The organism is Sphingopyxis sp. (assembly GCF_965279725.1).
In the GTDB taxonomy this organism is placed as follows: Bacteria; Pseudomonadota; Alphaproteobacteria; order Sphingomonadales; family Sphingomonadaceae; genus Sphingopyxis.
Map to the genome: position 1 here is coordinate 186,826 of NZ_CBDIIL010000001.1, position 21,425 is coordinate 208,250.

The window sequence follows — 21,425 nt, forward strand, 5'->3', positions numbered from 1 at the left end:
GCGGCAAGAAGCGGGAATGGGAAGAAGACCGGACGCGCCGCGACCGTCATCCCCTGGACGATACGTCCTGATCGCGCGCTGCCGGGTCGAGCAGGATAGCGACCGACCCGCGCTTGCGCCCGGTATCCACATAAGCGTGCGCTGCCGCGATGTCGGCGAACACATAGGCGCCGTCGACCACCGGACGTAGCACGCCCCCCGCCGCCAGATCGGCCAGCTGCTGCACATACTCGGGTTTTTCGGTCGCCGGTCCGGCAATGACGCGCCGCCTTCCGCGTCCCGGAGCGCCGATCGTCGCCAGCATATCGGGCAGGCCCGCGGCGATCGCGACAAAACGACCCCGGCGTCGCAACAACGGCAACCCGTCGCGCGCCGTCATGCTGCCGACGGTTTCGAAAATGACATCATAATCGCCCGGGTCACCGCGGGGATCGGTGGTTTCATAGTCGATTACCGCCTCCGCTCCCAGATTACGCACCAGATCGGCGTTGCGCGCGCTGCACACCGCGGTGACATGCGCGCCGCGGTGGCGCGCGAGTTGGACCAGCGCCGACCCCACCGCCCCCGACGCACCGACCACCAGCACCCGGTCGCCCGGCAACACCGCCGCGACATCAAGGAAATGTAGCGCAGTGCTACCGCCGAAACACAGCGTCGCGGCCTCGGCAAAGCTCAAGCCATCGGGTTTGTTTGCAATCGGTCCGGTTTCGGCGACGCAGCGATATTCGGCATGACAGCCCATTTTCCCGCCCGGAAACGCCATCACCGCGTCGCCCAAGCTGTATCGGGTGACGTTCGCGCCGATCGCATCGACGACGCCGGCGATCTCGGTTCCCAGCACGGGCTGGCGCGGTCCCCGAAAGCCCAGGAACGCAGGAACGATCCAGCCGATGCCGGCGGGAAAGCGCGCCGCGCGCATCCGGCTGTCACCCGAGGTCACCGATGTCGCGATCACCCGCACCCGCACCTCGTCCGCGGCGGGTTCCGGCATCGGCAGGTCGCGAAATTCGAGCACCTCGGGACCGCCGTAGCGGGGGCAGACAACGGCTTTCATCGGCAAATCCTGACCTTGGGGGCATTGCCGTTCTCCACATTGCGGCGTGCCGCGCCAACCGCAGCCATGTACCGGGGCATCGCGGCAGCGCCGATCATCGTTACCGGAATATTTACCATCCGGGGCTTAGCATCACCGCATGAACACTCCGCGCATCCCGCAGCCGCGCCGTCAGGCCCGCACCGCCGTCGCCATCGAAGTGACGGTCAATGGCGTCCTCAACTTCATCGACGGCCAGATCGCCGATTTGTCCGAAGGCGGCGCGCGGATCGACGGGGCCAGCATGCCCGCGCGCTCGCGCTGCGAGATCCACTACGGCGGCGACGTCACCTATGCGGTCGTGATGTGGTCCGAAGTCGATCGCATGGGAGTGCGCTTCCCCTACGAACTAACCCACGGGCCGCTGTACAACGCGCTAAAACGCGCTCGCAACGCGATGACGATCAATCCGGCGCAAATTTTCCTGAGCAATCGCGCGCCGACATTCGGCCGTCGCGGCTTGAACTAGCCTCCGCCTCCCTTTTTACTTCGAATGACGAAAGTGGGGAGCGATGCTTGCCGCGTTCGCCTTTTGTCCCTAACTTGGGCCGATGCCCCCCGCCCCGCTTTCCCTCCCCGCGATCCATGCCAGCCACGTCGGCATCTGGATCGCCGACGCGGCGGGGCGCGTCCAGCGGGTCGGGCGTGGTGAGGCGATTGCCGCCGTCGCGGCTACTCCGCATCTGCTGCTCAATGCGACGCTGACCGGCGACCGGCTGGGCTATCCCGAACTGTCGGGGCTCGACCTGCTGGAACTCTTTGCCTTCCTTTATCCCGCGCGCTTTGCGGTGCCGACCCCGGCGGGAATCGCCGCGACGATCGGCATCACCCCACCGAAAACCGAGGAAGACATCGCCGCCTTTCTGCCGCACGCAACCGCAGCGATGCTCGCGGGAATCGACGATCCGGCCTGGCCCGAACGCGAAGGCGCGTGGCACGGGCTGCAAGCTCTCGCGCGCCAACGCTGGTCTTGGGCGCCGCTGGTCCAGCCGCGGCTGACCACGCCCGACGCCGATGAACGCTGGCTGTTCGCGCGCCTGCCCGAATGGGAGGAGCAACCGCCGCGCCCCGCGCCGCGGCAGGTCCGCATCAACCCCGACGACGTCACCGCGCGGCTGGGTCAGCTGACCGGCGACGGCGCCGAACGGCGACCGGGGCAACAGGAATATGCGCGCGCCACCGCCGCGATCTTCGAACCGCGCGAGCGCAAGGACGCCCCGCAGATGCTGGTCGCCGAGGCGGGAACAGGGATCGGCAAGACGCTGGGCTACCTCGCCCCCGCCAAGCAGTGGATCGACCAGTCGGCGGGCAGCGTGTGCATCTCGACCTTTACCAAGGCGCTGCAACGGCAATTGTCGCGCGAGACCGAGCGGCTGTATCCCGACGCCGCGACCCACCGCGAAAAGGTTGTCGTGCGCAAGGGCCGCGAAAATTACCTCTGCCTGCTCAATCTAGAGGATGCGCTGCAGGGCGGCTTTTCGGGGCGCGCCGCGATCCTCGCGCAACTTGTTGCGCGCTGGGCCGCCTACACCCGCGACGGCGACATGGTCGGCGGCGATCTGCCCGGCTGGCTGCCCGCGCTGTTCCGCCGCAACGGCACCACCGCGCTGACCGACCGGCGCGGCGAGTGCATCTATGCCGGCTGCCCGCATTTCCGAAAATGCTTCATCGAACGATCGGCGCGCGCCGCGACGCAGGCGGACATCGTGATCGCCAACCATGCGCTCACGATGGTGCAGGCCGCACGCCCCCGCGACGGCGGCGCCCCCGCAACGCGGCTGATCTTCGACGAAGGCCATCATCTGTGGGATGCCGCCGACTCGATGTTCGCCGCGGCGCTGACGGGGCAGGAAGCGGTCGAAATCCGGCGCTGGGTGCTCGGGCCAGAGGGCAAGTCGCGCGGGCGACGGCGCGGTCTTGCCGCAAGGCTGGCCGATGTTGCGAGTTATGACGAGGCGGGCGACCGCGCGATTCAGGCGGCGATTACCGCCGCCGCCGAACTGCCCGGCGACGGCTGGCTCGGCCGCCTGTCCGAGAATGATCCGTGGGGCGCGATCGAGCGGTTGCTCGCCGCGGTGCGCGGGCAGGTTTATGCGCGCGCCGCCGACGCCAAGGGGGGCGACAGCGGCTACGGCCTCGAAACCGAGCTTGCCGATCCCGACGTGGCGCTGGTCGCGGCGGCGGCGGCGGCGAGCGACGCGGTCGAGGCGCTGCTGCGCCCGCTGATGGCGCTCGGCAAAAGGCTCGACGCACTGGTCGACGATCCACCCGACTGGCTCGACGGCCAGGCGCGCGCCCGTGTCGACGGCGCGCGGCATAGCCTGGGCACCCGCGTCGATACGCTCGGCGGCTGGCTCTCGCTGCTCGGGCGCGTCGGCGGCCCTGCCAATCCCGATTTTGTCGATTGGCTGGCGATCGACCGCTACGACGGGCGCGAGTTCGATACCGGACTGCACCGCCACTGGCTCGACCCCGCGCGGCCGATTGCCGAGATCGTCTATCGGCCTGCGCAAGGCGTGCTGGTGACGTCGGCGACCCTACGCAGCGGCCATGGCAGCCAAGATGCGCAGGGAGGCGGCTGGACCGAGGCCGACATCCGCACCGGCGCGCGCCACATGGATGGCGGGGTCCAGCATTTCGCGGTGCCCAGCCCGTTCGACTATGCCCGCCAGTCGGAGGTGCTGATCGTCACCGACATCGCGCGCGGCGACCTGCCCGCGCTCGCCGGCGCGTATAGCCGGTTGATCGAAGCGTCGGGCGGCGGCGCGCTGGGGCTGTTCAGCGCCATCCGGCGGCTCCGCATAGTCCACGCCCGCATTGCCGACCGCCTCGCGCGCGCCGGGCTGCCGCTCTATGCCCAGCATGTCGATCCGCTCGACACCGGCACTCTCGTCGATATTTTCCGCGCCGATCCGCACGCCTCGCTGCTCGGCACCGATGCGCTGCGCGACGGCGTCGATGTCCCCGGCGAATCGCTGCGGCAGGTGATCATGGAGGGGGTGCCGTGGCCGCGCCCGACGATATTGCACGCGGCGCGGCGCGCGGCGCAGGGCGGCAGCGCCTATGACGACATGGTCATCCGCGGCCGCATCGGGCAGGCGTTCGGCCGCCTGATCCGCCGCGCTGATGATTTCGGCCAGTTCGTCATGCTGTCACCCAGCTTCCCGTCCAGGCTGCTCAGCGCCTTTCCCGAAGGCACCCCGATCCGCCGCCTGCCGCTCGACGAAGCAGTCAATCATGTCGCCGCCGCCAACGTCGAGCGCAGAAAAAGCGCCTTTGCGGCCTTTTCACCGTCATGAGTTTGCGGCACAAGGCAGGCCGGATGAGGGCATAGCGCCGCGGCGCGGGGGAGAGATTTTGAAGACTTTGACGATCCTGCGCCACGCCAAATCGGGTTGGGACGTCCAGGTCGAGCGCGATTTCGACCGCCCGATCAACAAACGCGGCCAGCGCGGCGCCGAAATCGTCGGGCAATGGCTCAAGCGTCAAAAGCTGCCCGTCGACCGCATCATCGCGTCGCCCGCGGTGCGCGTGACCGAAACGCTCGACATCTTCCAGCCCGCCGCGGACCTCGACACGATCGAGCCGCATTGGGACCGCCGCATCTATCTCGCGTCCGCCGCGACGCTGATCGACGTCATCCGCGACATCGGCCGCGATGCCGAACATTTGCTGATTTCGGGGCATAATCCGGGGCTGGAGGATCTGATCCTGATGCTCGTCCCCGAAACGAGCGGCGACGCGCTGCGCGGCGAAGTCGAGGAAAAGCTGCCGACGTCGGCGCTCGCGCGGCTCGAACTCGACATCACCGACTGGCATGATCTCGACACCGGCATGGCCCGCTTCACCGCCTTCATCCGCCCCCGCGACCTCGACCCGACGCTGGCGCCGGCGATGGATCACGACTGACAGGTCATCATCCCTGTCGCGGAGCGATGGGGAGGTGGCAGCGCGAAGCGCTGACGGAGGGGCCATAACGCTACCGTCGCGGCCCCTCCACCCTTCGCTTCGCGAACGGTCCCCCTCCCCATCGCTTCGCCACAGGGAGGACCATCTCCTCATCGTCATCCCGAACTTGATCCGGGATCCATAGCGGCACCGTCGTTGTGGATCCCTGATCAAGTCCGGGATGACGAGGGTCTGGAAACGACCAATTGCGGACGTTGAAGCTTTCGCTCTAATGTCGCGACAGGAGGACGATATGACCGTCACTTGGCACGACATAGCCTTTCAGCTTGAGCAGTGTGTTGCACAAGCTACCGCGACGGAATGGTCATGGCTTGTGCCAGAGCCGTGGACACCACTCGTCTGCTCGATGGTTGGTGGCGTGTTTTTTGAAAAGCCCAATTCCACAGTTCATTGGCTGGATACCGGAACAGGATTGGTCGAGCAGATAGCGAACAATCGCGCAGAATTTGAGGTGGCTATAAAAGCCTCTCCTGCTTCGGTTGAAGAATGGTTTCTCCCCCCATTGGTCGAGCGACTTCACGTCGCAGGCAAGAAAGCGGGCGCCGGTGAGTGTTATGGTTTCAGCGTTTTGCCGGTTTTTGCCGAAGGAAAGTACGACGTCAGCAATATGTTCGTTGTTCCAGTTAGAGAGCAGTTCGTCGCGATGGCTGACATACATCGCCAGATCAACGAACTACCTGACGGTGCCTCGGTTCAAGTGAAAATAGTGGATTAGAAAAGTATCTGCTGTCTATCCCTAAGCCGACACTCCCGAACCGGCCAACACGCAAAGCCAGTCGGCTCAGTCGAGCGCCGCCGCCAATCGCTGGCGCAGCGCGACGAGCGCCGCGACCGGTACACCATGCGCCTGCCCGATCGCGCCATTCCCGGTCGCCCGCTCCGCGCGGATTTCGGTCGCTGGCGCCGGAGCAGCTTTAGCCCCCGTCTCCGACAACGCCTTACGCGCGCCCTCGACCGTGAACCCCTGCACATGCAGCAGATGATGGATCCGCTCGGCCAGCGCGACATCTTCGGGGCGGTAATAGCGGCGGCGGCCCGAGCGCTGGAGCGGCTTCAGTTGCGGAAAGCGCGTTTCCCAATAGCGCAGGACGTGCGTCGGCACTCCAATTCGCTCCGCCAGCTCGCCGATCGCGAGCATGGCGCTAGGCGCCTTGCCGCCATCGTCGGACTTATCAAAATCCGTCATGCGTAGAGGCCTGGCTTATTTACCGGCAACGCGCGCACGCATCGTCTGGCTGGCGCGAAAGGTCATCACGCGGCGCGGCAGGATCGGCACTTCGATGCCGGTCTTGGGATTGCGCCCGACCCGCTGCGCCTTGTCGCGCAGGACAAAGGTGCCAAAACCGGATATTTTGACGTTCTGCCCGTCCGCCAGCGCGTCGGACATATGATCCAGAATCGATTCGACGATCGTCGCCGATTCGTTGCGCGACAACCCGATCTGCTGGTTGATCTGCGTTGCTATATCGGCTCGCGTAAGCGTCCCTGCGGTCATGATGGTCCCTCCCCCTCGTAAAGCGAAACTGGTCGAACCGGTCCCGGACAGCCCCCACCGTCACGAGTCCCGTGCCCCTATGTAACAAAAGCGAATTAATCCGCCAAACTGAAACGGATGGAGCGAAGAGTTAATGCGGTGAAGCCGAAACTCAGACCCGCAAGACCGCGGCGCCCCACGTGAAGCCACCGCCCATCGCTTCCAGCACGACCAGATCGCCGCGCTTGATCCGCCCGTCGCGCACCGCTAGGTCGAGCGCCAGCGGCACCGATGCCGCCGATGTATTGGCGTGCTGGTCAACGGTCAGGACGACGCGTTCGGCGGGCAAGCCCAGCTTTTTCGCGGTCGCGTCGATAATCCGCTTGTTCGCCTGATGCGGCACGACCCAGTCGATCTGATCGGGCGACAGGCCGACATCGGCCATCACTTCGCCGAGCACCGACGCCAGATTGGTCACGGCATGGCGGAACACTTCGCGGCCCTGCATGCGGACATGGCCGACAGTGCCGGTGGTCGACGGGCCGCCGTCGACATAGAGCATGCCCGAATATTTGCCCTCGGCGTGGAGCCGCGTCGCCAATATGCCCTGATCGTCGTCAACGTCCTTCGCCGACAGCACGACCGCGCCCGCACCGTCTCCGAACAACACGCACGTCGTGCGATCTTCCCAGTCGAGGATGCGGCTGAAGGTTTCCGACCCGATCACCAGCGCATGCTTGGCGGCGCCGGTGCGCAGCATCGAATCCGCCACGGTCACGGCATAAAGGAAGCCCGAGCAGACCGCGGCAACGTCGAACGCGATGCAATCGGGGGCGCCGATCAGCGCCTGCACCTTCGTCGCGCTGGCGGGAAACGTATTGTCGGGGGTCGCGGTGGCGAGGATGATGAGACCGATGTCGGAGGGTTCAAGCCCCGCCGCGGCCAGCGCCTGCTGCGCCGCCAAGGCGCCCAGCGTCGCGGTCGTCTCGTCGGGCTCGGCGATATGGCGAAAGCGGATGCCGGTGCGCTCGACGATCCATTCATCGCTGGTGTCCACACGCTCCGCCAGTTCGGCGTTCGACACGCGATTACGCGGCAGCGCGGACCCTGTACCGGCCAAGATCGCGCGGAGCGTCATGCGACGTTGCCGCTCTGAAAATTGGCTAGATCCTCGGTCACCTGCCGCGTGATATCTTTTTCGATCAGCTCGGCACACAAATGGACGCAGTTCGCGACCCCCTTGGCATCGGCGCTGCCGTGGCTTTTGAGCACGACGCCGTTCAGGCCCAAAAACACCGCGCCATTGTGGTTGTTGGGGTCGAGATGGTGACGCAGCAGCTCGGTTGCGGGGCGCGAGATCAGGAAACCGATTTTCGAGCGCGTCGAGCTGGTAAAGGCGCGGCGGAGCAGATCAGTGACGAACCGCGCCGTTCCCTCGATCGTTTTCAGCGCGATGTTGCCCGAAAAACCGTCATGGACGATGACATCGACGTCACCGCGCGACAATTTGTCGCCCTCGATGAAGCCGGTAAACTCCATCGGCAGCCCTTTGGCGGCGCGCAGCATCGCCGCGGCATCGCGAATCTCGTCCGTACCCTTCAGCTCTTCGGTACCGATGTTGAGCAGCGCGACGCGCGGGCGCTGCAGCCCCATCGCAGTGCGCGCATAGGCCGCGCCCATGACCGCAAACTGGGTCAGGTTGGTGGCGTCGCATTCGGTGTTGGCGCCCAAGTCGAGCATGACCACGTCATTTTCGCCTAGCGTCGGCAGCAGCGCCGCGAGCGCCGGCCGGTCGATCCCCGGCATGGTGCGCAGAGCGACCTTGGCCATCGCCATCAGCGCGCCGGTGTTGCCCGCCGACACGGCGCCGCCGGCATCGCCGCGCTTCACCGCGTCGATCGCCAGCCCCATCGAGGTGCTTTTCGCCTTGCGCAGCGCCTGGCTTGGCTTGTCCTCGCCCGTCACCACCCCGTCGGTGTGGATGATGTCCGACGCCGCGCGCAGATTGGGGTGGTTTTCCAGCGCCGCCTTAATCTGCACCTCGTCGCCGACGAGGATGAAGCGCAGGCCGTCGTGCTTGTGGCGCGCCATGGCGGCGCCGGCGAGCATCATGCGCACGCCGACGTCACCGCCCATCGCATCGATCGCGATTCGCGGTGTCAGTGCCATGTATTTGCGCTCCGGCTAGGGGTCAGGCGCCGACCGACACCACTTCGCGGCCATTATAATGGCCACAGGCGTTGCAAAGATTGTGCGGGCGCTTCAGCTCGCCGCAATTGGGGCATTCCTGAAAGGCTTCAACCTTCAGGCTGTCGTGGCTGCGACGCATACCGCGCTTCGAGGGCGAGGTTTTTCGCTTGGGAACGGCCATGTTATTTCCTGCATTCTCAATAGTGTGTCACGAATCGGCTACCCGGATTTGTCGTCCCCGTTGCCGGAAATGACTGGCCCGCCCGCCGTACGAAACGCTGTTCCTGCCGCGTATTGGCATGAAAATCGTCCGCCGAAGGGTGCCTCAACGCCAGAAGGTGTCGGGTGCCGGATCGGGCGGGGCTATAGCGTTTTCGCCCGCAAAGGCAAGCCCTGTGGATGACAATGCGCAGGCAAAAGCGTCGCCCTTGCCGATCGCACAGTGCGATGCCACACCACGTCGAGCGCCGGGCGACAACAACCGCGGCCAAAATGGGGGATGCATATGATAATCTTGCCGATCAGCCTGACGATTGCCGCCGGAGCGGCGCTGCTCAACCTGTGGCTTTCGATCCGCGTCGGCCGGGTGCGGACCAAGGAAAAGGTCTTTGTCGGTGACGGCGGCAATGAACTGGTGACCCGGCGCATGCGCGCGCACAGCAATTTTGTCGAAAATACTGCCTTTGTGCTGATCCTGCTCGCGCTTGTCGAACTCGGCATCGGATCGTCGATGTGGCTGTGGGGGGTCGGCGCGCTCTATCTGGTCGGGCGCATCCTGCACGCGCTGGGCATGGACGGCATGATGTGGGGCCGCATGGTCGGCACCATCATCACGATGCTGACCCAGCTTGGTCTCGCGGGCTTCGCGCTGTTTATCGTCTATGCGACGCCAACGAACGTCACCACGACCGAGATCGAGCAAACAGAGGTCGTAGTGCCGAAATAACTTCGTCATTGCGAGCGAAGCGAAGCAATCTCCAGCTGGCGAACCGCAATTGCGAGAGCTGGAGATTGCCGCGTCGCTGCGCTCCTCGCAATGACGAGGAGTTGGTCTGTCAGACTGCCGTCCCCAACGCCATATCGCCGACAAACGGATTCGTCCGCCGCTCGTGCGCGAAATTGCTGTGTCCGCCATGACCCGGCAGAAACGTCGTGTCGCCGCCAAGCGGCCACAATTTCTGCGTGATCGAATCGAGCAATTGCTGATGATTGCCGCGCGGAAAATCGGTGCGACCGATCGACCCCTGGAAAATCACGTCGCCGACAATCGCCAGTTTTGACGGCGCATGATGAAAAACGACATGCCCCGGGGTGTGGCCCGGGCAGTGGATGACATCGATAGTCAGATTGCCGACGGTGACGGTGTCGCCATCGACCAGCCAGCGGTCGGGCTCGAACACTTCGCCGACCATACCGAACCTTGCGCCATCCTCGGCGAATTGTTCGATCCAGAACCGGTCGTCCTCATGCGGCCCTTCGATCGGGACGCCCAGTTCCTTCGCAAGCATCCCTGCCTGGCCGCAATGGTCCATATGGCCGTGGGTCACCAGGATCTTTTCAACCTCGACCCCGGTCTGACGGACCGCGTCCTTCAGCTTGTCGAGATCGCCGCCCGGATCGACAAAAGCCGCCTTGTTGGTCTCGGTGCACCACAAGAGGGTGCAATTCTGCTGGAAAGCGGTGACCGGCACGATCGCCGCGCGCATCGGAGGATTAGGAGCGTTCATGCCGGTGATGTGGGGAAATGGAACCGAAATGGCAAGCCGTCGCACCGATTTGACCCGCCGCCCTTGCCGACATATTGCATGATGCCGTGACCAAAGCCTTTTCCCACGGAACCGTCCATGAAGCGGGCGACGACATGCAGGTGGCGCTGACGGCCGACGCCGAAACGCTGGCGCTGTGGGAAAAGCTGACGCCGCTCGGGCGCAACGAGTTCATCTGCTGGGTCGATGACGCCAAACAGGCCAAAACCCGCGCGCGCCGGATCGAGCGAACGCGCGAGGAACTGCACGAAGGAAAGCGGCGCCCCTGTTGCTGGGCAGGATGCGTCCACCGCACCGACAAGGCACCGAGCCGTTGGCAGCAGGCGGTTCTGATCGACAAGAAAGCGAAGTAGCGCCCACGCCCGCCGCGTGCGCGTCAGCGCAGCGTCATCGTGTCGCCTTCGACATTCACCGCAGCCAGTTTCGACAAATAGCTTTGCCCGAGCAGCGACACCCCCATGTCGGCATCGACCACGGCGGCTTGCACCTGCCGCACTTCGATCCCATCGACTTCCACTCTGTCGAGCATCACCGTCCGCATCGGAACATCGCCGCCCGCGGTGCGCGCCGTGCCGGTGACCGGCAGGCGATCGACGTCGATGCCGATCGCCTCGGCATCGCGGCGGGTCAGCGCGATGATCGACGCGCCGCTATCGACCATCATCCGGATATTCGTTCCGTTGACTTGCGTGTCGGCGTAAAAATGCGAATCGTCAGACCGGCCTAGCCGCGCCGCGCCGCCCGATGCTTTTGCGCCGCGCGCGGTAGAATCCCACCCGCCGCTCTTTTTAGGCTGGGTCGTCCAGTTGCTGTTCGCATTGTCCTGCACGGCCGCGGGACGCGCGTCGATGCTCTCTGCCGATCGCCCGGCGATACCCGCGATGCCGACCGACACCCCCGCGATGATCGCGGCCAATCCAAGGAAACGCCCCAACATGGCGAGCCTTGTCGCACGGCAGGGTTGGAAACATGTTAATGCAGAGCATCAAAGATGCGGCGGTTCCGTCAGACTCCAGCGGTCGGGTTCCATCGCCGCCTGCCACCGATTGCTTTCACCATCGATGCGATAGGTGACCTTGACACAGGCGTAGGGGCGATCGGGATTCAGCGTCGCGTCGAAACTCGAAACCGGCCACAAGTCGGCCGCCTTGGCCGCCGCCGACCAGCAGATGATAGCGTCGGCTTGATCGGCGCGCGTCTTGGCGTCGATGTCGGCCGGGCTATCGTCCAGATTGGCTTTCCAGCCGAATATCTGGCTTTGTACCGAGGTGCGCGGATCCATGATCGCCGCCAGCGGCGACATTTTTCCCGAAATTTGCTGGCTGACCCACTCGCGCTGTTCGCTGCCCATCCATTGGGTGAGGAACAGCGACTGCCGCCGTTCCGGATCGTTGCTCTGCAGCGCCGCGAGCAATTGCCTTTCGACATCGGCGAAGCGAGCGCGCCAAGGCGATCCGGCATCAAGCGGCGCGATGTTGCCCAAGCCGGACGCCTCCGTCTGCAGCAGCCGTTGCGGCCGCGATTCGCCAAGACTGCTGATTTCGGCCACCCAAAGGCCCGTCGTGTCATTATAGTGGCAACCGCCCGCCAGCATCGCCATGTCATCGGCTGACGCCGCGTCCTGCTTCGCGCCGATCTCGACGCAATCGCGAACCCGCGCGACGACCCGAACCTTTTGCCAATCGCCTGCAATCGTGTCGATGATCTTGCGATTGTCCAGCAGCAGGGTTCCGCCGTTGGTGGCGACGTCGAGGCTGTCCTTGGGCAGGCGATAGAGGGCATCGCGGTCGGCATAGATAAAATCGCCGCTTTTCAACCCTTCGACGCGGACGCATTTACCCAGCCATTCCGCGGGTTGAGCCGCGATAGCGGCGACCGTCGTGTCATGCGCGACACTTGCCGAGCAGACGTCGGCACTCGCCCGATTTTTCGGAGCATGCACCGGTGAAGCGGCGAAAGCGCTCAAGAGCAGTAAGGAACTGTGCAGCATCTTTGTCTAACCTTCCGGTTCACTCAGCTTCCAACGCGCCTAACGCGGGACGCATCCATTCGGGCGCATTGGCAGCATCGATCGCCTCGACGCGGCGATGTTCGACCGACAGACCCAGCTCAGGATACGCCATGACCTGCCGCTTCTCGTCCGCGCCCGCCAACGGCACGACCACCAGCCGCCGATTGACCTTTTGTCGCCAGTTCATCCGCGCCGTGTTTTCCTGTCCGACATAGCACCCCTTGGTGAAGCTGACGCCGTTGAGTTCCGCCGCATTGCATTCGAGCCACAGGGTCGTGCCGTCGCCCAGTTCGGCGCGTCCTTCGGTGACGCCGAGCGCCAGCCGGTGCGCGCGCCACGCCGGGTCGGCGCCGCCACCCGTGTCGGCGCCCGTCTCAGCCGGCGCGATCCAACGCTGCCCCAGGCCAAAGAATCGAGGATCGACCACGCCAACATCTCCTTCGGGAGCCCAATGCACCATCAGGTCCGTTTCCGGTGTGATCGCAATCACGCGGCGTAGGCGATACAGTGTCAGGCGCTTGGCCAGATCGCCTGCGGCACCGCGCTCGCAATCGATCAGGATGTCGTCGCCATCGCCCCAGATCAGAAAATCGAACAGCGCCTTACCCTGCGCGGACAGCAGCGCCGCCCACACCGGCAGATTTCCCGACGTGTCGTTGGTGACCAGCCCTTGCAGGAAAACCCGCACATCCTCCCCCGACAGACGGATCAGCGCGCGGTCAACCAAAGTGGTCGGGAGGGTGGTATTGGTCATGGCGATAATCTAGGGACGCGACAGCCAAAACCAAGCACCCATTTCATCCGCGAGACCCGCATGACCGACCGCCTGACGATCCGCCGCCCCGACGACTGGCATGTCCATCTGCGCGATGGCGCGATGCTGGGTCATGTCGCGCGCTACACCGCGCGCCAGTTCGCTCGCGCGATCGTCATGCCCAACCTGGCGCCGCCGGTGACAACGTCCGAGGAAGGCCGCGCTTACCGCGACCGCATCAACGCTGCCGTCCCCGCCGATCTCGACTTCACCCCGCTGATCGTCGCCTATCTGACCGACGCCACCAATCCCGACGAGATTACACGCGGCCATGCCGAGGGGGTATTCACCGCCGCCAAGCTCTACCCCGCCCATGCCACCACTGGCAGCGCGCATGGGGTCACCGACGTCGCCAAGATCATGGGCGTCCTCGAACGGATGCAGGCCATCGGCATGCCGTTGCTGATCCACGGCGAGGTGACCGACCATGACGTCGACATCTTCGACCGCGAGGCGGTGTTTATCGAGCGCACTCTGGAACCGCTCGTCCGCGCCCTGCCCGCGCTCAAGATCGTGTTCGAACATATCACCACCGCCGACGCCGCGCAGTTCGTCGCCGATGCCCCCGCCATGGTCGCCGCGACGATCACCCCGCAGCATCTGCACATCAACCGCAATGCGATGCTTGTCGGCGGCATCCGCCCGCACGCCTATTGCCTGCCCGTCGCCAAGCGCGAGCATCACCGCCTCGCGGTGCGCGCCGCCGCGACGTCAGGCTCGCCCAAATTCTTCCTCGGCACAGACAGCGCGCCGCATGAGGTGCATACCAAGGAAGCCTCGTGCGGCTGCGCAGGCATCTTCAATTCGCCCTTCGCGCTGGAAAGCTACGCTGCCGCGTTCGACCAGGACGGCGCGCTCGACAAGCTCGAAGGGTTTGCCAGCGAACATGGCCCGCGTTTCTATGGCCTGCCGCTCAATGAAGGCACGATAACGCTCGAACGCGGCGAGACGGTCGTCCCCGATCGGATCGGCGACGTCGTACCGTTTCACGCCGGCGAAACGCTGGGCTGGAAACTGGCCTAAATCTTTTCGTTACACCGGACCAAGCCCGGGGTGACGAGAAAGACTAGGCCACCGCCACCATTCGTTCGGCGCGCATCTTGCGCCACATGTCGAAACTGAACACCGCGATGCTGATCCAGATCAGCACGAAGCAGAAAAGTTGCGCGGGCTTCAGCGGCTCGTCGAACACGAACAGCCCCAGCAGGAAAACAATGCTCGGCGCCAGATACTGGACAAAGCCGAGCGCTGCATAGCTCATCCGCCGCGCCGCGGTGGCAAACAGCAACAGCGGTATCGCAGTGACCACACCCGCCGCGGCTAGCAGCCAACTGATGTCCGTGCTCGACCCGAAACCGCGCCCGTCGCCGATCCACAGATAATAGCCCGCGGCGGCAGCCGAGAGCGGCAACAACAAGGTCGTCTCGATCGCCAGTCCTGGCAGCGACCCCACCGGCACCACCTTGCGGATCAGGCCATAGGTGCCAAAGCTGAGCGCCAGCGTCAGGCTGATCCACAGCGTGTCGAGCGCGCCCGCGAGCAGGATCGCGACGCCGACGCCCGCGATGACCACGGCGACAGCTTGTAACCGGCTCAGCCGCTCACCGAGGAAGATCATCCCAAGCAGAACATTGACCAGCGGGTTGAGATAATAGCCAAGGCTGGCGGCGAGCACATGGTCGGTAAAGACGGCGTGGATATAGACCAGCCAGTTGAGCGCGATCAGCACCGAACTGGCGAGCAACAACCGCAGCACCCGCCAATTCTTCAGCGCCGCGCGATATTCGCCGATCTGGCGGCGGAACGCCATGATCACGAAACACAACGGCAGCGACCAGACGATGCGCTGTGCCAGCACCTCGACCGGCGGCACGTCGGACAGCAATTTAAAGAACAGCGGGACAAAGCCCCAGATCGCATAGGCGCCGAGCGCATAGGGCAAGCCACCCTGATTGCTCCGCGCCGGGGCTGTCTGTTGCGTCATGATAGGAACGCCTTCCGGCCCGAAATCAGATGATCCCGCCGCCCAGCATCAGGCGGATTACGCCGATGACGATCACGACGATGTTCAAATTGCGCCCGCTATTGCTGCTCGACATCGCGCCTAGCGCGAGCCCGACAACTGCAAAAGGCACGATCACCCAATTGGCCCAGCCAAGCAGCGGGATGAAAGCAAAAACAGCCAAAACCAAGGCGATGGTGCCGATAACGAGCGAGGAAATATTGAGCATGGGCAATCTGTCGCATGCCGCCACCGACGCAGCAAGACCCTTTCGGTTCGTCGCCGCCAGCACTCCGTTCGTCTTGTTGCCCTGCGTTCATGCAACGCGATCCGGGGGTGGCTCGTTTCCTCATTCGAAGCGCCCAGCGCCGCCCGGCGGTGCAAGGCGCGAAACCAGGAAAGGGATTATTCATGCGTAGTTTCAACAAAGGCCTGATGGGCGCATTGGCCGCCGCCAGCGTCGCGCTGACCGCTCCGGCCTATGCCGGCATCGCGGCCCCGGCGAAGGCCGATGGATTTCACCAGCTCGATCAGTCGTCGAACTTCTACAAAAAGCGCAAGGATCGTCGCTATTACGCGAATGATCAGCGGGTCAATTCGAACACCCGTGTGTGGCGCGACAACGACGGTCGTTATCGCTGTAAAAAGGATAATGGCACGACCGGCCTGCTGATCGGCGGCGCCGTGGGTGGTGTCGCTGGTCATGAAATCGCCGGCAATGGCGACAAACTGCTCGGCGCCGTGCTCGGTGCAGCGGGTGGCGCCCTGCTGGGACGTGAGATCGACAAGTCCAAATATCGCTGCCGTTAAGCGATAGGAACCCCGTTACGGGTGTGGGTCCGAGACCCCTCCGCCCGCACACGTGATGGAGAGGGCGTCAACCTGGTCGTTGGCGCCCTCGACCGTGTGTGGGCCGGATCGTCCAGTTCGCGCTTGTTCGTCACATCGTCTTGCCGCAAAAGCACCGCTCCTGACCCCGGGAGAGGATGATCATGCTCAACGGCCCCCTGCTCGTGACCCAGCGGCTCATCTTGCGCCCGCCCGCGACCGAGGATTTCGACGCCTTTGCCGCGATGTGCGCCGAGCCGGATACGATGCAATTCATTGGCGGCACCTGCCCCCGGGCGTCGGCGTGGCGCATTTGGTGTACGCTCGCCGGCGCGTGGCATATTCGCGGTTTTTCCATGTTTTCGGTGATCGAACGCGACAGCGGCGAATGGGTCGGACGCCTCGGCCCATGGGAACCCGACGGCTGGCCGGCGCCCGAAATCGCCTATGGTGTGCGCGCGAAATTTGCCGGCAAGGGCTATGCCTTTGAAGGGGCGATCGCCGCTTGCGATTTCGCGGTCGAATTTCTGAAATGGCCCGAACTGATGCACAGCATCGATCCCGCCAATACCCGCTCGCAGGCGCTGGCAATCCGCCTTGGCGCCGCCAACAGCGGCCCGACCCGCCTGCCCGCGCCGTTCGAGGATGCCCCCGTCGATGCCTGGACGCAAAGCGCCGACGCGTGGCGGATCAGGCGCAAGGAGCTTGTGCCGTGAGGGATCATCATGTCGACCCCGAACGCGCCCAATTCGATGCGTTCAAGGCTCTGCCGCGCGACGCGGTGATCCATATGCTCAACCTCGTGCGCTTCAAAGCGGAAGCGGCTTATCCCGCCGATCATCCGCTAACCGGCGAAGCGCTGATCGGCGCCGACGCCTATGCGCATTACGGCGCCGATAGCGGTCCCGTCTTTCAGCGCGTCGGCGGCCGCATCGTGTGGCGCGGGACGATGGAGGCGATAGTGATCGGCCCGACAGACGAACATTGGGATGCGGTGTTTATCGCCGAATATCCGAATAGCGCGGCGTTTCTAGAAATGGTCACTGATCCCGTCTATCGTCAGGCGGTCATTCACCGTCAGGCTGCGGTAGAAACCTCCCGCCTGATCCGTTGCGATCCGAAAGCGTCTCGCTCCGGCACAGTTTTCGGCTAACAAAGTGTTACCTGTTAACGCATTTTATTTGCGTCTTTTTAACCAGGATCGGGCATTCCCGGTGAAAGATTAAGGGAGTGTTAGCGATGATGTTGCGCGGAAAATGGCTGGTCACCGGCCTGCTGATGGCGGCGGCACCGCTCGCCGGTTGCCGGGACAACCCCACAGCCAAGTCCGAACTTGCCCCGCTCGACGACGGGCTGACCAATGCCGATCCCGCGATCAAGGGCGCGCTCGAAGACAAGATCATGGTCGATCCGAAACTCGCGGGTCAGGCAAACCAGAATGCGGTCGGGCCGGGCAACCGCCCGGTCGATGGCGGCGTTCCGGGTGTCGCCGCCGGCAAGGCCGCTACCGTCGCCGAAGCCGCCGCTGCGCTCAAGGCCGGCAAACTGCTCGCAGCTCCCAAAGCGTTGCCGGTTGAAGCGGGCTGTGATGGCTGTGATGCCAAACAGCGCCCCGTCACCATCGGCGCGCTCGCGCGTGATCAGCAAAAGGGCGGCTGCGACGCCAAGCTGACCTATGGCAACGCCTGGGCGGATCGCCTGCCGGCCGCGTTCAAAGTCTATCCCCGCGCCACGCTGCGCGAAGCCGCCGGCGTCGCTGGCGGCAAATGCAACATCCGCGTTGTCAATTTCCAGACTGCGGCGTCGATCCAGGGTGTGTTCGACTATTATCACACGATGGCCATCCGCTCCGGCTACACCAGCGACCACCGCGTCAACGGCAACGAGCATATGCTGGGTGGCACCAAAGGCGACCTCGCCTATGTCGTCATGGCGCGCCGCGATGGCGGCATGACCGACGTCGATTTGATCGCGTCGGGCGGCAAATAAGTCTTCGCACGATCGCAAAACTAAAAAGGCCCCGGTCTCCCGGGGCCTTTTCCTTGTGGTTCAGATAGACCGTTAGACTTTATCGCCAAGCGCGCCCTTGACCGAACCCTTCAGGTTCTGGGCTTCGCCCTTCTTTTCCTGAACAACGCCTTCGGCGGTCAGCTTGTCATTGTTGGTCGCCTTGCCGATGGCCTGCTTGGTGTTGCCGATGGCTTCGTTGGCGAGGCCTTTGGCTTTGTCGGTCAGTTCACCCATGGGGAGTCTCCTTGTTTTGAAAGAGGCGGAGGGGGATGCCTCTCGGTAAAGAAACGACCCGCTGCGTCGGATGTTCCATCGCCCGACAAATCGTTCTGAAAAAAGGGCAATTGACCTGCCACGCAAATAGGATTGAATGGCGGCATGACATTTTCCAGCCGTATCGTGATCGCCGCGACCGCAATGCTGCTCGCCCCCGCCACCCTCGCCCAGCCCGCACCGTCCAAAGTTGCGGCGCAACCGCAGCTGCGCGGTCTGACCGCCGAAGAAGCGGCGGAGCTGATCGCGAAGGTCGCCGATGCGCAAGCGAAGGTGAAGAACAAGGAACAGGTCGTTTTCGAACTGCTGTCCGGTGCGCCCGCATTTTATCCGATGACGCGCATCACGCCGCCGCAACGCTTTTCTTCGCCTGCCGCTCGCCAAGACATTCAGCGTCGAGCGCAAGGCATCGGATAACAAGCTGTGGCAGCCCTATCGATTGATCGTTTTGCCCGACGGCCCCGGAAAATTGCTGTGGGATGTCGAAGTCATCCTCGGCGTCAATGGCCAGATCGAACGCATCGAAATGGTCTATCGCCCGCCCGCGCCCTTCTGACCGCGACCTAAGGCGCGGGCCTCAACAGATTGCGCGCGTTATCGTGGCGAATTTTCGCTTTCTCTGCGGGAGTGATGTCTAGTTTTTCCAGCGCATTGACCGTCTGCGCCAACGAGAATTGCGGATAGTCCGACCCAAGCAGGATATGATCGATCCCGACGTTGCGCATCGTCCAGATAAACTCTTCTTCGATCGGCGCGTCGGCGGCGAGCGTGACCGTCGCAGAAATGTCGAAATAGATATTGTCCCCGAACAGGCCCTCGGCCGTGCGCGCCATCTTCAAAATATTCCAGAACCGGAAATTCAGTCCGCCCATATGTGCGAAGACGAACTTCGTCTTCGGCGCCTGCAGCGCCAGGTTGAACATTTTCTCGCTGTCGCCGCCGGGAACGATATTGGCGTTATCCATTACCACGATGACGCCCAGCTCGCCGGCGCGTTTGACCAGCGTCAGCACGCGGGGGTCGGCCGGATCGAACTTCTGCGTGTGCGGATGGATCTTCAGCAGCTTGACGCCCAGCCCGGCGACGCGCTCCAACTCTTCGATCGCGGCGGGGCCGTCATACGGATGGACCGTCGCGATCGGCACCATCGTCGGGTGTTTCGCCGCCAGCGCGAGCAGCGCATCGTTGCGCGCGCGAATATCGCGTGGGTTACCCGCCAGCGCCTGATTCGGACCGCCGAACCACATGCCGCCGAAACCGCTTTCGTCAATCCCGGCCGCTTTGACCTGCGCCTCATATTTGCCGATCGACTTTTCGCCGTCCCACAGATGGACATGGCTGTCGAAAACCTGCTGAGCGCTTGCGCCTTGCGGTGCCGTGACGAGCGCAGCGGAGAGAAAAAGCAGGCGTATCATCGGCGATCCTAGATCAGGCCCGCCAGCGGGCTCGACGGGTCGGCATAGCGCCGCACGCCCATACGCCCCGACAGATAGGCATCGCGTCCCGCCTCGACCGCCAGCTTCATCGCGCGCGCCATGCGGATCGGGTCTTGGGCCTCGGCAATCGCGGTGTTCATCAGCACCCCGTCGCAGCCGAGTTCCATCGCCACCGCGGCGTCGCTCGCGGTGCCGACCCCGGCATCGACGAGCACCGGCACCGAAGCGCCCTCGACGATCAGGCGGATGGTCACGCGGTTCTGGATCCCCAGCCCCGACCCGATCGGCGCGCCCAGCGGCATCACCGCAACCGCGCCGGCGTCCTCCAGCTGCTTCGCCGCGATCGGATCGTCGACGCAATAGACCATCGGCAGAAAGCCTTCCTTGGCCAGCACCTCGGTCGCCTCAAGCGTCTCGCGCATATTGGGATACAGCGTTTTCGCCTCGCCCAGCACTTCCAGTTTCACCAGGTCCCATCCCCCCGCCTCGCGCGCCAGCCGCAGCGTCCGGATCGCGTCGTCGGCGTTGAAGCAGCCTGCGGTGTTGGGCAGATAAGTGATCTTCTTGGGGTCGATATAGTCGGTGAGCATCGGCGCGGTCGGATCCGACACGTTAACCCGTCGCACCGCGACCGTGACGATCTCCGCCCCCGATGCCGCAACCGCCGCCGCATTCTGCTCGAAGTCCTTGTATTTGCCGGTCCCGACAATCAGCCGCGACGTGAATGTCCGTCCGGCTACGCTCCAAGTGTCGGTCAACAACCGCCTCCCACAAAATGTACAATCTCCAGCGCGTCGCCCTCGGCGATCGCCACATCGGCCAGCGTCGAACGCGGTACGATCGCGCGGTTGCGTTCAACCGCGACCTTCTTCACGTCAAGGCCGAGCGAGGCGACGAGGTTGGCGATGCTGCCTTCGCGTACCTGCCGCGTTTCGCCATTCAGGACGACCGAGATCATTTGGAAATCCGCCTTGCTTTGCCTTTTACCGAGCAGCCCATATAGGAGGACCGCGCGTCCTCGCAACCGAAAGCCCGGCCCTTGACCAACAAGCCCTTGACCAACGAGCGTTTCGACAAGCCAACCGTCTTTGTCCTCTCCGGCCCCAACCTCAACCTGCTCGGCACCCGCGAGCCGGAGATTTACGGGCATGATACGCTGAACGACATTCACGCGCGGCTCGATGCGCAGGCCGACGAACTGGGCCTGCGCCTTGAGTGCCGCCAGACCAATCATGAGGGCGTGCTGATCGACTGGCTGCACGAGGCCTATGTCGCGGGCGCCAAGGCGGTGCTGCTCAACGCCGGCGGCTATACCCACACCTCGATCGCCATCCACGATGCGATCAAATCGATCAAAGTGCCGGTGATCGAGGTCCATCTGTCGGACCCGATGACCCGCGAATCCTTTCGCCACATCAGCTATGTCGGCATGGCGGCTGTGCAACATTTTGCGGGCCATGGCGCGGACAGCTATACGCTGGCGCTGGACGCCGCCGCGCGTCTCTGACAAGAGGGCGCATCAAAAACGGGGTCCGAGCGTCCTTATCAACAGACGCCGC

29 protein-coding genes are annotated in these 21,425 nt (G+C 64.1%); 13 read left to right on the forward strand and 16 right to left on the reverse strand.

Annotation, left to right across the window (positions count from 1 at the left end; all coding sequences use genetic code 11):
* Nucleotides 1-46 precede the first annotated feature (46 nt).
* Nucleotides 47-1,054, reverse strand: coding sequence for an NAD(P)-dependent alcohol dehydrogenase (locus tag ACQY6T_RS00885; RefSeq protein WP_428627353.1), 1,008 nt, complete (start codon nt 1,052-1,054; stop codon nt 47-49).
* 139 nt (nt 1,055-1,193) lie between these two features.
* Between ACQY6T_RS00885 and ACQY6T_RS00890 the strand changes: the two genes are divergently transcribed.
* The 4 genes from ACQY6T_RS00890 to ACQY6T_RS00905 all read left to right on the forward strand — a co-directional run bounded on the left by ACQY6T_RS00890 (nt 1,194) and on the right by ACQY6T_RS00905 (nt 5,777).
* Complete coding sequence (locus ACQY6T_RS00890; RefSeq protein ID WP_428627355.1) at nt 1,194-1,562, forward strand: PilZ domain-containing protein; 369 nt, start codon at nt 1,194-1,196, stop codon at nt 1,560-1,562.
* An 82-nt stretch (nt 1,563-1,644) separates the two neighbouring features.
* Nucleotides 1,645-4,392, forward strand: a complete 2,748-nt coding sequence (locus ACQY6T_RS00895) for an ATP-dependent DNA helicase (protein ID WP_428627358.1) — start codon at nt 1,645-1,647, stop codon at nt 4,390-4,392.
* Nucleotides 4,393-4,450: 58 nt separating this feature from the next.
* Nucleotides 4,451-5,002 carry a SixA phosphatase family protein gene (locus ACQY6T_RS00900; RefSeq protein WP_428627359.1) on the forward strand — a complete coding sequence of 184 codons (552 nt, stop codon included), beginning with the start codon at nt 4,451-4,453 and terminating at the stop codon, nt 5,000-5,002.
* Between the two features lie 292 nt (nt 5,003-5,294).
* Nucleotides 5,295-5,777, forward strand: a complete 483-nt coding sequence (locus tag ACQY6T_RS00905; protein ID WP_428627362.1) for a hypothetical protein — start codon at nt 5,295-5,297, stop codon at nt 5,775-5,777.
* Nucleotides 5,778-5,843: 66 nt separating this feature from the next.
* Here the strand turns inward: ACQY6T_RS00905 and ACQY6T_RS00910 are convergent, their stop codons facing one another.
* The 5 genes from ACQY6T_RS00910 to rpmF all read right to left on the reverse strand — a co-directional run bounded on the left by ACQY6T_RS00910 (nt 5,844) and on the right by rpmF (nt 8,907).
* On the reverse strand, nt 5,844-6,248 hold the full coding sequence (locus ACQY6T_RS00910; RefSeq protein ID WP_428627363.1) for a MerR family transcriptional regulator: 405 nt from the start codon (nt 6,246-6,248) through the stop codon (nt 5,844-5,846).
* Between the two features lie 15 nt (nt 6,249-6,263).
* The gene (locus ACQY6T_RS00915; RefSeq protein ID WP_428627365.1) at nt 6,264-6,557 is read right to left on the reverse strand and encodes an integration host factor subunit alpha; all 294 of its coding nucleotides are present in this window, start codon (nt 6,555-6,557) and stop codon (nt 6,264-6,266) included.
* A 151-nt stretch (nt 6,558-6,708) separates the two neighbouring features.
* Nucleotides 6,709-7,674, reverse strand: coding sequence for a beta-ketoacyl-ACP synthase III (locus ACQY6T_RS00920; RefSeq protein ID WP_428627367.1), 966 nt, complete (start codon nt 7,672-7,674; stop codon nt 6,709-6,711).
* Complete coding sequence (gene plsX, locus ACQY6T_RS00925; protein ID WP_428627370.1) at nt 7,671-8,705, reverse strand: phosphate acyltransferase PlsX; 1,035 nt, start codon at nt 8,703-8,705, stop codon at nt 7,671-7,673. Before plsX ends, ACQY6T_RS00920 begins: the two co-directional genes overlap by 4 nt.
* 22 nt (nt 8,706-8,727) lie before the next feature.
* Nucleotides 8,728-8,907, reverse strand: a complete 180-nt coding sequence (rpmF, locus tag ACQY6T_RS00930; protein ID WP_011541714.1) for a 50S ribosomal protein L32 — start codon at nt 8,905-8,907, stop codon at nt 8,728-8,730.
* 324 nt (nt 8,908-9,231) lie between these two features.
* Here rpmF and ACQY6T_RS00935 point away from each other — a divergent pair, with 324 nt between their 5' ends.
* Nucleotides 9,232-9,672 (forward strand): MAPEG family protein, encoded by a 441-nt coding sequence (locus tag ACQY6T_RS00935; RefSeq protein WP_428627374.1) that lies wholly within the window; start codon nt 9,232-9,234, stop codon nt 9,670-9,672.
* A gap of 109 nt (nt 9,673-9,781) precedes the next feature.
* On the opposite strand, the gene ACQY6T_RS00940 is transcribed toward ACQY6T_RS00935, so the two are convergent.
* Complete coding sequence (locus ACQY6T_RS00940; RefSeq protein ID WP_428627376.1) at nt 9,782-10,453, reverse strand: MBL fold metallo-hydrolase; 672 nt, start codon at nt 10,451-10,453, stop codon at nt 9,782-9,784.
* Nucleotides 10,454-10,539: 86 nt separating this feature from the next.
* On the opposite strand from ACQY6T_RS00940, the gene ACQY6T_RS00945 reads away from it, so the two are divergent.
* Nucleotides 10,540-10,845 carry a YdeI/OmpD-associated family protein gene (locus ACQY6T_RS00945; protein ID WP_428627378.1) on the forward strand — a complete coding sequence of 102 codons (306 nt, stop codon included), beginning with the start codon at nt 10,540-10,542 and terminating at the stop codon, nt 10,843-10,845.
* A 23-nt stretch (nt 10,846-10,868) separates the two neighbouring features.
* Here ACQY6T_RS00945 and ACQY6T_RS00950 read toward each other — a convergent pair whose 3' ends face one another.
* The 3 genes from ACQY6T_RS00950 to ACQY6T_RS00960 all read right to left on the reverse strand — a co-directional run bounded on the left by ACQY6T_RS00950 (nt 10,869) and on the right by ACQY6T_RS00960 (nt 13,257).
* On the reverse strand, nt 10,869-11,429 hold the full coding sequence (locus tag ACQY6T_RS00950; protein ID WP_428627381.1) for a retropepsin-like aspartic protease family protein: 561 nt from the start codon (nt 11,427-11,429) through the stop codon (nt 10,869-10,871).
* A gap of 48 nt (nt 11,430-11,477) precedes the next feature.
* Nucleotides 11,478-12,434 (reverse strand): hypothetical protein, encoded by a 957-nt coding sequence (locus tag ACQY6T_RS00955; protein ID WP_428627384.1) that lies wholly within the window; start codon nt 12,432-12,434, stop codon nt 11,478-11,480.
* Between the two features lie 67 nt (nt 12,435-12,501).
* Nucleotides 12,502-13,257, reverse strand: coding sequence for a YgfZ/GcvT domain-containing protein (locus ACQY6T_RS00960; RefSeq protein WP_428627386.1), 756 nt, complete (start codon nt 13,255-13,257; stop codon nt 12,502-12,504).
* A 60-nt stretch (nt 13,258-13,317) separates the two neighbouring features.
* Between ACQY6T_RS00960 and pyrC the strand changes: the two genes are divergently transcribed.
* On the forward strand, nt 13,318-14,340 hold the full coding sequence (gene pyrC, locus ACQY6T_RS00965) for a dihydroorotase (RefSeq protein ID WP_428627388.1): 1,023 nt from the start codon (nt 13,318-13,320) through the stop codon (nt 14,338-14,340).
* 43 nt (nt 14,341-14,383) lie between these two features.
* Here the strand turns inward: pyrC and rarD are convergent, their stop codons facing one another.
* On the reverse strand, nt 14,384-15,301 hold the full coding sequence (rarD, locus tag ACQY6T_RS00970; protein WP_428627389.1) for an EamA family transporter RarD: 918 nt from the start codon (nt 15,299-15,301) through the stop codon (nt 14,384-14,386).
* A 25-nt stretch (nt 15,302-15,326) separates the two neighbouring features.
* Complete coding sequence (locus tag ACQY6T_RS00975) at nt 15,327-15,548, reverse strand: hypothetical protein (protein ID WP_428627391.1); 222 nt, start codon at nt 15,546-15,548, stop codon at nt 15,327-15,329.
* Between the two features lie 182 nt (nt 15,549-15,730).
* Between ACQY6T_RS00975 and ACQY6T_RS00980 the strand changes: the two genes are divergently transcribed.
* The 4 genes from ACQY6T_RS00980 to ACQY6T_RS00995 all read left to right on the forward strand — a co-directional run bounded on the left by ACQY6T_RS00980 (nt 15,731) and on the right by ACQY6T_RS00995 (nt 18,136).
* Entirely contained in the window at nt 15,731-16,129 is a 399-nt protein-coding gene (locus ACQY6T_RS00980) for a glycine zipper 2TM domain-containing protein (RefSeq protein ID WP_428627394.1), read from the forward strand.
* 176 nt (nt 16,130-16,305) lie between these two features.
* Complete coding sequence (locus ACQY6T_RS00985) at nt 16,306-16,863, forward strand: GNAT family N-acetyltransferase (protein WP_428627396.1); 558 nt, start codon at nt 16,306-16,308, stop codon at nt 16,861-16,863.
* On the forward strand, nt 16,860-17,300 hold the full coding sequence (locus tag ACQY6T_RS00990; RefSeq protein ID WP_428627398.1) for a DUF1330 domain-containing protein: 441 nt from the start codon (nt 16,860-16,862) through the stop codon (nt 17,298-17,300). Before ACQY6T_RS00985 ends, ACQY6T_RS00990 begins: the two co-directional genes overlap by 4 nt.
* 86 nt (nt 17,301-17,386) lie before the next feature.
* On the forward strand, nt 17,387-18,136 hold the full coding sequence (locus ACQY6T_RS00995) for a hypothetical protein (RefSeq protein WP_428627400.1): 750 nt from the start codon (nt 17,387-17,389) through the stop codon (nt 18,134-18,136).
* Between the two features lie 72 nt (nt 18,137-18,208).
* Here ACQY6T_RS00995 and ACQY6T_RS01000 read toward each other — a convergent pair whose 3' ends face one another.
* On the reverse strand, nt 18,209-18,391 hold the full coding sequence (locus ACQY6T_RS01000; RefSeq protein WP_428627401.1) for a CsbD family protein: 183 nt from the start codon (nt 18,389-18,391) through the stop codon (nt 18,209-18,211).
* 144 nt (nt 18,392-18,535) lie between these two features.
* Between ACQY6T_RS01000 and ACQY6T_RS01005 the strand changes: the two genes are divergently transcribed.
* A complete protein-coding gene (locus ACQY6T_RS01005; protein ID WP_428627404.1) occupies nt 18,536-18,847 on the forward strand; it encodes a hypothetical protein in 312 nt (103 codons plus the stop codon).
* Between the two features lie 146 nt (nt 18,848-18,993).
* On the opposite strand, the gene ACQY6T_RS01010 is transcribed toward ACQY6T_RS01005, so the two are convergent.
* From ACQY6T_RS01010 to thiS, 3 genes are read right to left on the reverse strand one after another with little or no spacing between them, the layout of a single operon-like run.
* On the reverse strand, nt 18,994-19,845 hold the full coding sequence (locus ACQY6T_RS01010) for an amidohydrolase family protein (protein ID WP_428627406.1): 852 nt from the start codon (nt 19,843-19,845) through the stop codon (nt 18,994-18,996).
* An 8-nt stretch (nt 19,846-19,853) separates the two neighbouring features.
* On the reverse strand, nt 19,854-20,624 hold the full coding sequence (locus ACQY6T_RS01015) for a thiazole synthase (protein WP_428627408.1): 771 nt from the start codon (nt 20,622-20,624) through the stop codon (nt 19,854-19,856).
* Nucleotides 20,621-20,824, reverse strand: a complete 204-nt coding sequence (thiS, locus tag ACQY6T_RS01020; RefSeq protein ID WP_428627410.1) for a sulfur carrier protein ThiS — start codon at nt 20,822-20,824, stop codon at nt 20,621-20,623. The genes ACQY6T_RS01015 and thiS overlap by 4 nt, the downstream gene beginning before the upstream one ends.
* Nucleotides 20,825-20,905: 81 nt before the next feature.
* Between thiS and ACQY6T_RS01025 the strand changes: the two genes are divergently transcribed.
* Nucleotides 20,906-21,373, forward strand: a complete 468-nt coding sequence (locus tag ACQY6T_RS01025; protein WP_428627412.1) for a type II 3-dehydroquinate dehydratase — start codon at nt 20,906-20,908, stop codon at nt 21,371-21,373.
* The last annotated feature ends 52 nt before the right edge of the window (nt 21,374-21,425 follow it).